The 13,947-nt window shown below is 34.7% G+C and carries 12 protein-coding genes; 8 read left to right on the forward strand and 4 right to left on the reverse strand.

What is annotated here, in order from left to right; translation table 11 throughout:
* Window positions 1–72 precede the first annotated feature (72 nt).
* Entirely contained in the window at window positions 73–816 is a 744-nt protein-coding gene (locus ATO12_RS16475; protein WP_034243835.1) for a rhomboid family intramembrane serine protease, read from the forward strand.
* Between the two features lie 6 nt (window positions 817–822).
* On the opposite strand, the gene rlmB is transcribed toward ATO12_RS16475, so the two are convergent.
* The 4 genes from rlmB to ATO12_RS16495 form a co-directional block, all read right to left on the reverse strand.
* On the reverse strand, window positions 823–1,557 hold the full coding sequence (gene rlmB / locus ATO12_RS16480) for a 23S rRNA (guanosine(2251)-2'-O)-methyltransferase RlmB (protein ID WP_034243837.1): 735 nt from the start codon (window positions 1,555–1,557) through the stop codon (window positions 823–825).
* A 193-nt stretch (window positions 1,558–1,750) separates the two neighbouring features.
* On the reverse strand, window positions 1,751–2,941 hold the full coding sequence (locus tag ATO12_RS16485) for a hypothetical protein (RefSeq protein ID WP_034243839.1): 1,191 nt from the start codon (window positions 2,939–2,941) through the stop codon (window positions 1,751–1,753).
* 426 nt (window positions 2,942–3,367) lie between these two features.
* The gene (locus tag ATO12_RS16490) at window positions 3,368–4,753 is read right to left on the reverse strand and encodes a SusD/RagB family nutrient-binding outer membrane lipoprotein (RefSeq protein ID WP_034243841.1); all 1,386 of its coding nucleotides are present in this window, start codon (window positions 4,751–4,753) and stop codon (window positions 3,368–3,370) included.
* 11 nt (window positions 4,754–4,764) lie between these two features.
* Entirely contained in the window at window positions 4,765–7,929 is a 3,165-nt protein-coding gene (locus tag ATO12_RS16495; protein WP_034243842.1) for a SusC/RagA family TonB-linked outer membrane protein, read from the reverse strand.
* A gap of 954 nt (window positions 7,930–8,883) precedes the next feature.
* On the opposite strand from ATO12_RS16495, the gene rpsL reads away from it, so the two are divergent.
* The 7 genes from rpsL to rplW all read left to right on the forward strand — a co-directional run bounded on the left by rpsL (window position 8,884) and on the right by rplW (window position 13,938).
* Window positions 8,884–9,258, forward strand: a complete 375-nt coding sequence (gene rpsL / locus ATO12_RS16500; RefSeq protein WP_024770883.1) for a 30S ribosomal protein S12 — start codon at window positions 8,884–8,886, stop codon at window positions 9,256–9,258.
* Window positions 9,259–9,282: 24 nt separating this feature from the next.
* Window positions 9,283–9,759 (forward strand): 30S ribosomal protein S7, encoded by a 477-nt coding sequence (gene rpsG / locus ATO12_RS16505; protein ID WP_024770882.1) that lies wholly within the window; start codon window positions 9,283–9,285, stop codon window positions 9,757–9,759.
* A 10-nt stretch (window positions 9,760–9,769) separates the two neighbouring features.
* Entirely contained in the window at window positions 9,770–11,896 is a 2,127-nt protein-coding gene (gene fusA / locus ATO12_RS16510) for an elongation factor G (RefSeq protein ID WP_034243843.1), read from the forward strand.
* A gap of 11 nt (window positions 11,897–11,907) precedes the next feature.
* Window positions 11,908–12,213 carry a 30S ribosomal protein S10 gene (rpsJ, locus tag ATO12_RS16515; RefSeq protein WP_010181931.1) on the forward strand — a complete coding sequence of 102 codons (306 nt, stop codon included), beginning with the start codon at window positions 11,908–11,910 and terminating at the stop codon, window positions 12,211–12,213.
* 182 nt (window positions 12,214–12,395) lie between these two features.
* Complete coding sequence (gene rplC / locus ATO12_RS16520) at window positions 12,396–13,013, forward strand: 50S ribosomal protein L3 (protein ID WP_034243844.1); 618 nt, start codon at window positions 12,396–12,398, stop codon at window positions 13,011–13,013.
* The gene (gene rplD / locus ATO12_RS16525) at window positions 13,013–13,642 is read left to right on the forward strand and encodes a 50S ribosomal protein L4 (RefSeq protein WP_034243847.1); all 630 of its coding nucleotides are present in this window, start codon (window positions 13,013–13,015) and stop codon (window positions 13,640–13,642) included. The genes rplC and rplD overlap by 1 nt, the downstream gene beginning before the upstream one ends.
* 5 nt (window positions 13,643–13,647) lie before the next feature.
* The gene (rplW, locus tag ATO12_RS16530; RefSeq protein WP_034243850.1) at window positions 13,648–13,938 is read left to right on the forward strand and encodes a 50S ribosomal protein L23; all 291 of its coding nucleotides are present in this window, start codon (window positions 13,648–13,650) and stop codon (window positions 13,936–13,938) included.
* The last annotated feature ends 9 nt before the right edge of the window (window positions 13,939–13,947 follow it).

Raw genomic sequence — 13,947 nt, forward strand, 5'->3', positions numbered from 1 at the left:
AAATATAGGATACACCTGACATTTTAACCGAACTTTTTATTTTGGACTTTTTTTTGATACATTCTTACTACTATGCAAGAAAAAGAGACTCATTTTAAGTTTAATACGGGGGTAGTAGGGTATCCATTGTTGTTTGTATTACTTATTTGGATAGTTTTTTGGTTTGAAATTCGTTTCGACTTAAGTTTCAATCATTTTGGAGTACTTCCTAGAACAATGATTGGGTTAAGAGGAATACTATTCTCTCCTTTTATCCATGCCGATATTACCCATTTGTGGCATAATACTTTACCATTATTGATTTTATCGGCTGCACTCTTCTTTTTCTATCAAAATAATGCTTGGAAAGTATTATGTATAGGAGTTTTTCTTACAGGGTTTTTAACCTGGTTATTAGGTAGACCAGCAAATCATATCGGAGCAAGCGGTGTAATTTATATGCTTTTTGGTTTTTTGTTTTTTAAAGGGATTTTTGCCAAACACTTTAGACTAATTGCATTATCCTTTGTTGTAGTTTTTATTTACGGAAGCATGGTAATGTATGTATTACCGATAGACCCTAAAATTTCATGGGAAGGGCATTTATCAGGGATACTGTCTGGCGCTGTGTTAGCATTTTTTATCAAAAAAGGAGTAGTACAACCCAAAAAATATATCTGGGAATCCGAACATTATGATCCAGAGGAAGATGAGTTTTTAAGGCATTTTGATGAGAATGGTAATTTTATAGAAAACCTGCCTCAGAAAGATTTGGATGATGAGATTAGTATTATATACGAATATAAACCTAATACAGATAGACCTGAAGAAGAATAATCAGTATTATAGCCTTTGCCTTATAATTTCATATAAAAACACACCACAAGCTACAGATACGTTTAATGAGGCAATATCTCCATACATTGGTAGTTTAGCTTGTTGATCTACCAGTTTTAATACAGATTGAGAAATACCTTTACCTTCACTTCCCATAATGATGGCTGTAGGAGTAGTTAAATCTGTATCGTAAATAGTGGTACTAGCTTTTTCTGTAGCAGCTACTATCTGAACACCAGAACCTTGTAAGTAGAACATGGCATCTTTTATATGGTCTACCTTACATATTGGGATCTTGAATACCGCACCAGCAGAAGTTTTTACAGTATCTGCATTAACAGGTGCTCCTCCTTTTTTCTGAATGATAATACCGTGTACTCCTGTACATTCTGCAGTTCTGATAATAGCTCCAAAATTACGAACATCAGAAAGTTGATCGAGAATTAAAAATAAAGGAGTTTCTCCAGATTCAATAACATTCATAACAAGATTTTCGAGATCATAAAAATCGATAGGAGAGGTGTAGGCAACAGCACCTTGATGATTGCTACGGGTTAATCTGTTTAATTTTTCTACAGGGACATAGTTAATGGTGATATTCTGTTTCCTTACAAGGCTCATTAATTCTTTAGCCAGGTCACCATGTAATCCTTTTTGAATAAAAAGCTTATCGATGGTCTTGCCAGACGTTATAGCTTCTATAATTGCTCTGATACCAAAAACTAAGGAATCGTTTTTCATCTGTATATAGTATGTTATTGAGTAGTAAGGCCATATCTTCCATAATGGTAGATCGACATTAACCTAATTGTTTGTAGCTTGTTTATTGGGACCAAAGATAGTATAATAGAAATGAGTTTTAGGAATTGTATACAAAAAAAGGATACGATCAATAGGATCGCATCCTCTATATAATGTATAAATAAAGAAAAAATTAGTCTATGATACTATTTTCTTTAAACTTTAGAGCTATATCAACATTTGTTCCTGCATTTATCACTGTAATGTCACCCACAAGAATAGCTCCATAATGATTTTTTAATATAGGGGTATCTGTGGTTCCAATATTTCTAACAATTTTGTACACATAAATTTCGTCTTTCATAACTTGAACAGATGTAGAAGGTATTCCTGTATCAAAATCAACTTTAGCTTGTTCTACGTCATTGTATGCGTCATAAAACGATGCACCGGTACCTCCTAGCTTTACAAACTGTATGTCTACAGTGTAATTCTCTCCATTAACCGTATTGTTGATAGCCCCAAACCCTTGCGGCCCGATAAAATCAATATCCCCTGCAAAAGTATCATCTTTAGAAATAGAACCAGTTAAGATATCAATCTGATTTTTGGTAAGATCACTATTTAGATTTCCATTTATATCACCGTTAAATGGTTGAGGTGTAATTTCAATTTTAGCTTCTACTTTATCTGTAAGAGTTCCGCTAGAGACAGTAAAGGAATAAATAAGTACATCTCCTTTTGTAAGACCATAAGTAATATAATCTTTGTTTTTAAGATCAATTGTTCCTTTATCAATACCAAAGCCAGCAGAAATATCGGTTTCTGTTCCTGTTTCTCCTTTTCTCCAGGTGACTACAATATCATCAATTTTAGCTCCGGCGGTAGAAGTAACATATTTGATCAAATTAGTAGATGCACTATCTTTAAATTTTATAGAAGAAACCTTATCGGTTAAATTAATAACTTTGGCAACCGATAGTTTTTGTGCAGTTATTGCAGAAGGAATATTTCCTCCAGAAATATCGTATGCTAAATCCAAATCGAAACTTCCTGATGAAACTGTTTCTCCTTCTTCTTCACCGGGAAAAACAAATGGTAATAGTGACGAAGAGTTAAAAGTAGCCGTGTTACCCGAAATCACAGCATCTGCAATTTTAGTTGCCCCTTTATATACATCAAGATTAGTAACCTGGGCATTGGTAAAGCTATTTATGTCAATTTTTAGGTCTTTGTTAATGTCAAATACTGTTATTTCAGTATCAACCAGTTTAACAGCTACTCCAGCAGATACCCCCGTAACCCCTCGATCATCATCGTTTGAACAAGATAGTATTGATCTGATAAATAAAGCAATAAGTATGTTTTTTGTTAATGTTTTCATTTAACTTAATTTTTAATTAGAGTTATTTATTTAAAGTATTTGTCTTATAGACTGCCTGCTTCTATATGATTGCGTAATTTGATCAAATAATTGATTTATTATTTGATTTAAAATACTGCAGAGAATAAACAAAGCCGACTTTTTATAAGCCGGCCTTGTTTGTATAAATACTATGAATGATTGCTATTCTTTTTTTTGAAAAGAGTTTATGCTGGTCATGAAAGATAATCTTGATTGTGTACTTTATGAATCTGCTTTATTTTTTTGGAAATAAAGAAATTTTACATATGTAAAAAATATTGGTTGGATAAGAGAAGGAGAGGGGGACTTGTTTTGGAAGTTTATTAGTATGACTGTGATTTTTCGACAAACAAAAAGAGGCTATCCAATGGATAGCCTCTTTCGATTTTTGTTATTATTTGGAAATTAGTTTTTAAAAGCCCAAATATCAACATCCATTAGATGACCTCCTTGTGCAGAAATAGCAGCTTGAAAGGAATCTGGATTAGAAACTCTTTCAGAAATAGGGTATAACCAACGTCTTGGAACTACACCAGAAGGATTAAGACCATTAGCTCCATTCGCGTTAGGAGTTAAAGTAGGGTATCCAGTTCTTCTATAATCATTCCATACTTCAATAGGAGTGTTACCATAAAGAGCTTTATATTTTTCAACAATAATAGTCTCGATATCTGCATCAAGAGTACCTCCTAATGCTAATGCACCAGTATATGTTGCAATATCAGCTGCAGGTACACCTATAAACTCCATGTTTGCAGTTACAGCAGCTACTAATGCAGCTGTACCATCTCCACCTGTACGCTCAAGAGCTTCAGCTTCAATAAACTTTTGCTCTGCATAAGTAATTAGTAAACCAGGAGAGCTATATTGAGCCCAAAAAAGATCTTCATTTCCGTCAAACAAAGGAACCGCCCCAGAAGAGTTTATATATAAATTATATCTAGGATCTCCAGTCATTAAAGTATCAAAATGAGGGTCAATCCCCATAGTCTTTGGTCTTAGGATACCAAACGACGCTAATGGGTTTCCTTCATTTTGAGTAGTTCCAAATGGGAATTGAGCTTGCTCTCCATTGCTGCTCATAGCACTTGTTATGGCAGCTAATGCTTTGGTAGAAGCTTGCGGATCTCTTTTTGTAAGCTGAATCAAATAACGTGCTTTTAGGGCATTGGCTACTTTAATCCATCCATCATTATCAAGTGCTACCAAGCTTCCTTGGATACTTAATTCATCAGTAGCGGTTAAATCAACTATGGCTTCATCTAATATTCTTATGATATCAGCATATATTGATTCTTGGGAATCATACTTAGGAAACAAATTTTCTTCTCCTTGAAATGCTTCAGAAAAAGGAGCATCACCCCAACAATTCGTAACCATTCCTATATTTGCAGCTAAATATATTTTTGCAACACCTCTACTGTTAACACCTTTTGTGTCAGTAGTTTTTTCTATAATTGTTGCACAGTCTCTCATTGAACCTGTATAAATACCTCCATCCCAAAAATTACTTATATCATTTTCATCAATTACATAGCGAGTGTATCCTTCTTGTTGAGCATCAATACCATTCCATTGCTGGGTAACAATACCTGCCAAACGACCTAAACCAGCTGTAATATTTCTATGTGACTGAGCTTGCATAACTGGCATAATTGCTTTGATGGGCACAATTTCTTCAACTGGTCTAGTCGGATCTTCATCAGTAGTGCCATATTCACATGATAGCAACATCGTAACCGATGCTATCAAGAGAATAAAAGTCTTATTTATTTTATATATTCTTTTCATTTTTGCTTTTTTTAGAAATTAAGTTTAAGTGAAACAGCATAACTTCTAGTATTAGGCTGATTAAAATAATCTAAACCAATACCATTAGAATCTCCTGTAAGGTTAGTTTCAGGGTCAACTCCTGGGTAATCCGTGTTTAACCATAAGTTTCTTCCTGATATAGTAATAGAACCAGAAGAAAGAGGAGTACTGTTTAATAGTTTTTCACCAAAAGTATAAGTTAAAGAAGCTTCTCTTAAACGAACCCATGATGTATCAAAAACGCTATCTTCACCTATACCTCCGAAGCCATTTCTAGTCCATACATTGACACCTGTAGAGTTATCTGCTAAAGCAACTTGTTGCGTGTTTCGTTGTCCTGTAGATTGTACCACTCCATCATATACGAAGTTAGTAATCTCCCTTTGATCACCAGTTTTTTGAGAAACTCCAAAGAAATCTAAAATACCACAGGTACCACACCACATATCTCCTCCTTCTTTAATGTCAAATAAGAAACCTAAAGAAAGATTTTTGTAGGAAACAGTATTTCTAATACCCATTTGCCAATCAGGAATTGGATCTCCGATAATCCCAGATTCTGCATCTACAATTGGGAAACCGTTATCATCAATTAAAATATTATTATTATTATCTCTAGAATATCTTCCGCCATATATTGCTCCATAAGATTCTCCAGGAAGTACTCTGGAAGAGACTGAGGTAAATCCAGCTAAAGTAAATGACTCAACTCCAGGGGCAAGTTCAACAACTTTTGACTCATAAGTAGTCCAGTTTACATCAATATTCCAAGAGAAATCATCAGTACGAACAGGTACAAAGTTTGCACCGATTTCAATACCATTATTTTCTATTTTACCAGCATTAGTATTACGACCATTAAAACCTGAAGATGGAGCTGCGTCAACTGGGAATACTTGACCAGTTGTTTCTTTGTCGTAGTAAGTAATATCTAATCCTATTCTTGAGTTGAAGAATTTTATTTCTCCACCAAATTCCAATTCTGTAGTTTCTTCTGGTCGAATCTGATTACTTCCAGAACTATTATCTCGTTCTAATGCAACTACTCCAAATGCAGGGAAGTTATTGTTTCCCCCAAATATAAAACCATCACCTCCAGCTATTCCAGGTTCAAAGAAAGTTTTAGTAGCATAAATCGGTGCATCATTACCAGTTTTACCATAGGATGCTCTTAATTTTCCATAGTTTACTAGTTCACTTTCAAAAAGCTCACTAAAAACAAAACTTAGACCTGTACTATAAGATAGGAAATCATTGTCATTGGTTGGAAGGGTAGAAGACCAGTCATTTCTAACCGAACCATTGATGAAAAGCATTTCATTAATTCCAAATTTAACATCTGCAAAAACAGCATCTAGTTTTTTTCTGAATACAGCATTGGTATTAATTTGACTTGATGTGTTTGATATATCAAAAAAGCCAGGAATAGTAAGTCCATCTCCTTGTGTAGTTCTTCTTAAGTAATCACTGCTATAGTTTTCATACCCAATTAAACCATTAAATGTGATAGATTCTGATATATCTTTATTAAATAATGCCATAAAGTTAGTTGTAATATCTTCATTAAAGATATTATCATCAATCACTCTACCTGCACGAGTGCCTGCAGAAAATATATCTCGAGAATTTTTTCTCACATCACTATATCTGTCATAAGCATATCTACCTTGTAGAGTTAACCAATCCATTGGGCGATATTCAAAGGATAGCCTACCGGTAAACCTATTAACATCATCAAATGACGGATTTTTTGCAACGGTCCAATATGGATTATCGTATACGCCTGCTCTATAACTTCTTTGAGTTCCGTCAGGTAATTCGTAAACTGTACGTTCATCCACACCTTCTCTACCTTTTAAGCCATTACCATTATCAAAAGTAGGAGTAGTTCTTAATAAACCAAGCATAATACCTGAAATATTTGAACCTCTTTGTACTCTTCGTCCACCAGAGTTTACAAAAGCACCACTTGCAGAGATTTCAAACTTATCAGAAAGATCTGCTGTTATATCTGCTCTAAAAGATTTTTTTGCAAATTGTTCAGTTGGAGCAACTCCTGTTTGATCTAGTTTACCCGCAGATAAGTAATATCTTACAGTTTCGGTACCACCACGTACAGATGCATTTAAATCTGTTAATAAACCTTTAACGAAAAAATCATAATGGTCATATGTCTCTGCAGCACGTCCATTTCCTGTCCCTGCAGGTACTAATCTACCAAATCTATGGTATGGATAAGTTGAATCTCCATCATATTCAAGGGTAGAAACTCTTGGTCCCCAACTTGACCCTGCTTGGGTTTCTGGTCCAAAATAGTTTCCGTTAACACCTTGAGCAAATTCTCGTTGTAAATCTGGAACTTGAGTAATTTCACTTACCTGTACGGATGAATTAATAGATACCGTTGGAGCACCACTTTTACCTTTTTTGGTGGTAATGATAACAACACCATTTGCAGCTCTTAAACCATATAAGGTTTGCGCAGCAATACCTTTAAGGATAGAAATGCTTTCGATATCATTTTGGTTGATATCAATTGCTCTGTTAGAGTTATCAGCACCTCCAGTATTATTTCCAATACTCGAGTTGTCAATAGGTACCCCATCAACAATAAAAAGAGGTGAATTACTTCTTAATATAGAAGTGTTACCCCGAATTCTTATGTTCGCAGATGCACCAACAGAACCAGAAGATGAAACAACTGAAACCCCAGGAGCTTTCGCTGTTAAGGAACTTACTAAGTTAACCTCTCCAGTGTTTTCAATTTCATCATCTGCTACTGTAGCAATGGCATAACTTAAAGACCTTGGTTTAGCCTTAATACCTCTTGCAGTTACAATAACTTCTTCTAGCTCTGAAGCAGAAGCAGATAATTGAACATTAATTGAGTTACCGTCCCCAATTACTACTTCTTTCGTGTCGAATCCGACATAACTGAAAGAAAGCACTCCTCCCCGATTCGCCTGAAGGGAATAGTTCCCATCAAAATCGGTTTGAGTACCACTTGCTGTATTTTTTACAACAACATTAACCCCAGGAAGAGGTAACCCTTTATCATCGGTCACAGTTCCTGAAATTGTTTTTTCCTGTGCAAAAGTGAATTGCACAACAAACGCTAGTAATAGCGTTAGAATTCCACTAAACTTTGTTCTCATTTTACAATTTATTTGAATTAGCCAGTTCCAAAAATCATAATAATATCTTTATAAAACAACTTTTTGTTATTAAAATTTAAATTGTAGCTATTATGATGAGTCCGAAATCGTAAGGTGTTGTTGTAGGAGGGATGTAAGGTGTTTGTAAGATTTTTTATGCCTTTATTATTATTAAGTATCACATAATGAACAACTTCTTTGATTGTTTGTGGCAAAGTGTTGATGTGGACTTCTCTAGATTTATGGCTTGTTTAAATAATGATATAAAAATATAAGAGCTTTCTGACAGTAGTTCTTACTTTATGTAAAAAAGCTTTCCTAGTCTTTATTTTATGATGATGGATGTGTTGAAATAAATAGATATTAGGTTTGTGTGATCCTGAAAAGATGAATGTTCTTGTTTTGAATATTTGAAAAATCATCAGATTCTTAGTAGATGAAATTCTTGATGTTATAATATCATAGGTGCTTTGGTAGAAGGTGTTCTTTTGATTAAGAAGTTTTGAGAACATGATAACATATAATAATAGGTGTTATTTTGTTTGTATATACTGTTAAGTTTTTAGATTTGATTATTTGTGATACATATATAAAGGATATAATATGATGTACAAGAGGGTATGTTGCTGTTCGCAAGTTTTTTTGATAGGGGATGGTATTGTGATTAAAGGTGTTAGTGGTTTAAAATGTAATTGTTTTAAAATTATATAAGATGTGTATATATTAAGGTGTTATAATTACAGTATTATCTTTGTCTCGTATTTAAGTTAAGATGAAAGTTTTTGTTGCAGTTTATTTTGGAAACATTACTGTTATGCCTTGTTTATTTCGGGTGATATATATAAAGGAATAAAAATTAATCTCTTAGGATTTGATTTGCTCGAAAATATTTCTACCTTTGCAGCCCTTTAAAAGGGATATTTTTTAAATTTTAATAATAGTGTAAAGCAAATTATGCCAACAATTTCACAATTAGTAAGAAAAGGTAGAGCCAAAATAACTAAGAAGAGTAAATCGGCTGCTTTGGATTCGTGCCCGCAACGCCGCGGTGTTTGTACACGTGTTTATACTACTACACCAAAAAAACCAAATTCAGCTATGCGTAAAGTAGCTCGTGTTAGGTTAACGAATGGTAAAGAAGTAAATGCGTACATCGGTGGTGAAGGTCATAACCTCCAGGAGCACTCGATAGTATTAGTTAGAGGTGGAAGGGTAAAAGATTTACCAGGAGTTAGATATCACATTGTTCGTGGAGCTTTAGACACCGCAGGTGTAGAAGGAAGAACACAACGTAGATCTAAGTATGGTGCTAAACGCCCTAAGAAGTAATCAAAAAAACTTTAAGAAGAAGACATGAGAAAAAGAAAGGCTAAAAAAAGACCGATTTTGCCGGATCCACGTTTTAACGATCAATTAGTTACACGTTTTGTGAACATGATGATGTGGGATGGAAAGAAATCGACAGCTTTCAAAATATTCTATGATGCAATTGATATCGTAGAAGAGAAAAAACAAAATGACGAAAAAACGTCTTTAGAAATTTGGAAAGATGCTTTATCTAATGTAATGCCACACGTAGAGGTGCGAAGCCGTCGTGTAGGAGGAGCTACTTTTCAGATTCCTAATCCAATCAGACCAGATCGTAAAATATCTACCGCTATGAAGTGGTTGATTCAATTTTCACGTAAAAGAAATGAGAAATCTATGGCTCAGAAACTTGCTGCAGAAATTATAGCTGCAGAAAAAGAAGAAGGAGCTGCTGTTAAGAAAAGAGTAGATACTCATAAAATGGCTGAAGCAAATAAAGCATTCTCTCACTTTAGATTTTAATCGTTAAGAAATGGCTAGAGATTTAAAATATACTAGAAATATAGGAATTGCTGCGCATATTGACGCAGGGAAAACTACAACCACCGAACGTATTCTTTATTATACTGGGGTGAGTCATAAAATTGGTGAGGTGCATGATGGTGCAGCTACTATGGATTGGATGGAGCAAGAGCAAGAGCGTGGTATCACGATTACTTCTGCTGCTACAACATGTGAGTGGAATTTTCCAACAGAAAATGGTAAACCAGTAGCTGATACTAAAGGATATCATTTTAATATAATTGATACTCCAGGTCACGTTGATTTTACTGTAGAGGTAAACCGTTCTTTAAGAGTATTAGATGGGTTGGTATTCTTATTTAGTGCTGTTGATGGTGTAGAGCCTCAATCAGAAACAAACTGGAGACTTGCTGATAATTATAAAGTACCAAGAATTGGTTTTGTAAATAAAATGGATCGTCAGGGGTCTAACTTTATGGCAGTTTGTCAGCAAGTTAAGGATATGTTAGGGTCTAATGCTGTGCCAATTGTAATGAATATTGGTGATGAAGCAGATTTTAAAGGTATTGTAGACTTAGTGAAAAACCGTGCAATTGTATGGCATGATGAAACACAAGGTTCTACATTTGATGTTATTGATATTCCAGAAGAATTAAAGGCTGAAGCTGCAGAATTAAGAGGTAAACTTATTGAAGAGGTTGCTGCTTATGATGAAAATCTTTTAGAGAAATTTATGGAAGATGAAGATTCAATTACAGAAGAAGAAGTGCACGCTGCACTTAGAGCTGCTGTAATGGATATGTCTATTATTCCTATGATTTGTGGATCTGCATTTAAAAATAAAGGAGTGCAGTTTCTTTTAGATGCTGTATGTCGTTATTTGCCTTCTCCAACAGATAAAGAAGGTATTGTGGGTATAAACCCTAATACTGATAAGGAAGAATTACGTAAGCCAGATGTGAAAGAACCATTTTCTGCTTTAGCGTTTAAGATTGCTACAGATCCTTTTGTAGGACGTTTAGCATTCTTTAGAGCATACTCTGGTCGTTTAGATGCTGGATCATATATTTTGAATAACCGTTCAGGTAAAAAAGAACGTATTTCTCGTATTTATCAAATGCACTCTAATAAGCAAAATGCAATTGAGTATATCGAAGCAGGAGATATAGGAGCGGCAGTAGGATTTAAGGATATCAAGACTGGTGATACTATGTCTGATGAAAAGAACCCTATTGTTTTAGAATCTATGGATTTTCCTGATCCGGTAATTGGTATTGCAGTTGAGCCTAAGACTAAAGCAGATGTTGATAAATTAGGTTTGGCTTTGGCTAAACTGGCAGAAGAAGATCCAACATTTACAGTTAGAACAGATGAAGCTTCAGGACAGACAATTATTTCTGGAATGGGTGAGCTTCACTTAGATATTATTGTTGACCGTTTAAGACGTGAATTCAAGGTTGAAGTAAATCAAGGTCAGCCACAAGTAGAGTATAAAGAAGCAATTACACAAAGAGCAGAACACAGAGAGGTGTACAAAAAGCAATCTGGTGGTCGTGGTAAATTTGCAGATATTGTATTTACACTTGAACCTGCAGAAGAAGGAAAAGTTGGACTTGAATTTGAGTCTACAATCAAAGGAGGTAATGTTCCTAAAGAATTTATTCCTTCTATTGAAAAAGGATTTAAGATGGCTATGACTAACGGGCCATTAGCTGGATATGAAGTTGATGCTATGAAAGTAACACTTAGTGATGGTTCTTATCATGATGTGGATTCTGATCAACTATCTTTCGAATTGGCTGCTAAATTAGGTTTTAAAAATGCTGCTAAAGCTGCTAAAGCTGTAATTATGGAGCCGATCATGAAGCTAGAAGTTATTACTCCAGAAGAAAATATGGGTGATATCGTTGGTGATCTTAATCGTCGTAGAGGGCAAGTAAGTGATATGGGTGATCGTGCAGGAGCAAAAACTGTAAAAGCAACCGTTCCACTTTCTGAAATGTTTGGATATGTAACAACATTAAGAACATTGTCATCTGGTAGAGCAACATCAACAATGGAATTTTCTCACTATGCTGAAACCCCTTCTAATATCTCTGAAGAAGTAATTGCAGCTGCAAAAGGAGTTAACGCTTAATTATTACAGAAATGAGTCAAAAAATCAGAATAAAACTAAAATCTTACGATCATAACTTGGTAGATAAGTCTGCAGAGAAAATCGTAAAGACGGTAAAGAGTACAGGAGCTGTAGTAACTGGGCCAATTCCTTTGCCAACACATAAGAAAATTTTTACGGTGCTTCGTTCTCCACACGTAAACAAAAAATCCAGAGAGCAATTTCAATTAAGTTCTTATAAAAGACTTTTGGATATTTATAGCTCTTCTTCAAAAACGATTGATGCGTTAATGAAGTTGGAATTACCAAGTGGAGTAGAGGTTGAAATCAAAGTGTGATAGAACTTTGGTTTCGTAAGTGCACCTTACGATAAAATGTCCCAAGCTGTATGCGAGGGAAAAACGGCAAAAAAAATACATTCAGGGTTGAACGTGTTTTGACCCTGTTTTTTTGCAAAGGAGTAAAAGAATTGAAAGTAATTTCAATATAGAATAAGTAAATCATTAATAAATAATTAAATATGTCTGGGTTAATAGGAAAAAAGATCGGCATGACCAGCATCTTCGATGAAAATGGAAAGAATATTCCATGTACAGTAATCGAAGCTGGACCATGTGTGGTTACCCAAGTCAGAACTGAAGAAGTTGACGGTTATGAAGCTGTTCAGCTAGGTTTCGATGACAAAGCGGACAAAAATGCTACTAAAGCGGCACTAGGTCACTTTAAGAAAGCAGGAACTGTTGCTAAGCGTAAAGTTGTCGAATTCAAAGGTTTTGATGAGGAGTACAAATTAGGAGATACAGTAACTGTTGAACACTTTGCCGAAGGAGAATTTGTTGATGTGTCAGCAACCTCAAAAGGAAAAGGTTTTCAAGGGGTGGTAAAGAGACACAATTTTGGTGGTGTTGGTCAAGCAACTCATGGTCAGCATAACCGTTTAAGAGCTCCTGGTTCTATTGGTGCTGCATCATATCCTGCAAGAGTTTTCAAAGGAATGAAAATGGCAGGTAGAATGGGTGGAGAAAAAGTAAAAGTTCAAAACTTAAGAGTGTTAAAAGTAGTTCCTGAAAAGAATATACTTGTTGTTAAAGGATGTGTTCCTGGACATAAAAACGCTTATGTAACTATTCAGAAGTAATGAAAGTAGCGGTAATTGATATAAACGGAAAAGAAACAGGAAGAAAGGCAGACCTTTCTGATGCTGTTTTTGGTATAGAGCCAAATGATCATGCTGTATACTTAGATGTGAAGCAATACTTGGCTAATCAACGTCAAGGTACTCATAAGGCTAAGGAACGTGCAGAGATTGCAGGTAGTACTAGAAAGATAAAAAAGCAAAAAGGGACAGGTACCGCGAGAGCTGGTAGTATAAAATCTCCTATATTTAAAGGTGGAGGTAGAATTTTTGGCCCTAGACCACGTAGCTACTCTTTTAAATTAAATAAAAACTTAAAGAGATTAGCACGTAGATCTGCGTTAAGTATTAAGGCAAATGACAAAGCAATAACAGTGATTGAAGACTTTACTTTTGATACTGTAAAAACTAAGAATTTTACTGCGGTTTTAAAGTCTTTAGGACTTGAAAACAAAAAATCTTTGTTTGTGTTGGCTGAGTCGAATAAAAATGTATATTTGTCGTCACGCAATTTGAAAAGTTCAGAAGTTATAACTTCCTCAGAATTAAGTACTTATAAAATACTTAATGCAAATAATGTTGTGCTTTTGGAAAGTTCTTTGAAAGGAATTGAAACGAATTTAAGTAAATAGAAGCCATGAGTATCTTAATAAAACCTATTATTACAGAAAAGGCTACTACAGATAGTGAAGTGTTTAACCGCTATGGTTTTGTAGTAGATAAGAAAGCGAATAAGGTAGAGATCAAAAAAGCAGTTGAAGCTGCTTATGGTGTATCTGTTACTAAAGTTCGAACAATAAATGTCCGTCCAGATCGTAATACCCGTTATACAAAAACAGGTATGGTCACTGGTAAAACAAGTGCTTATAAAAAAGCAATTGTACAGGTGGCGGAAGGTGAAGTAATTGATTTATATAGTAATCTTTAAGACTAGAAA

The organism is Aquimarina atlantica (assembly GCF_000626715.1).
Taxonomy (GTDB): Bacteria; Bacteroidota; Bacteroidia; order Flavobacteriales; family Flavobacteriaceae; genus Aquimarina; species Aquimarina atlantica.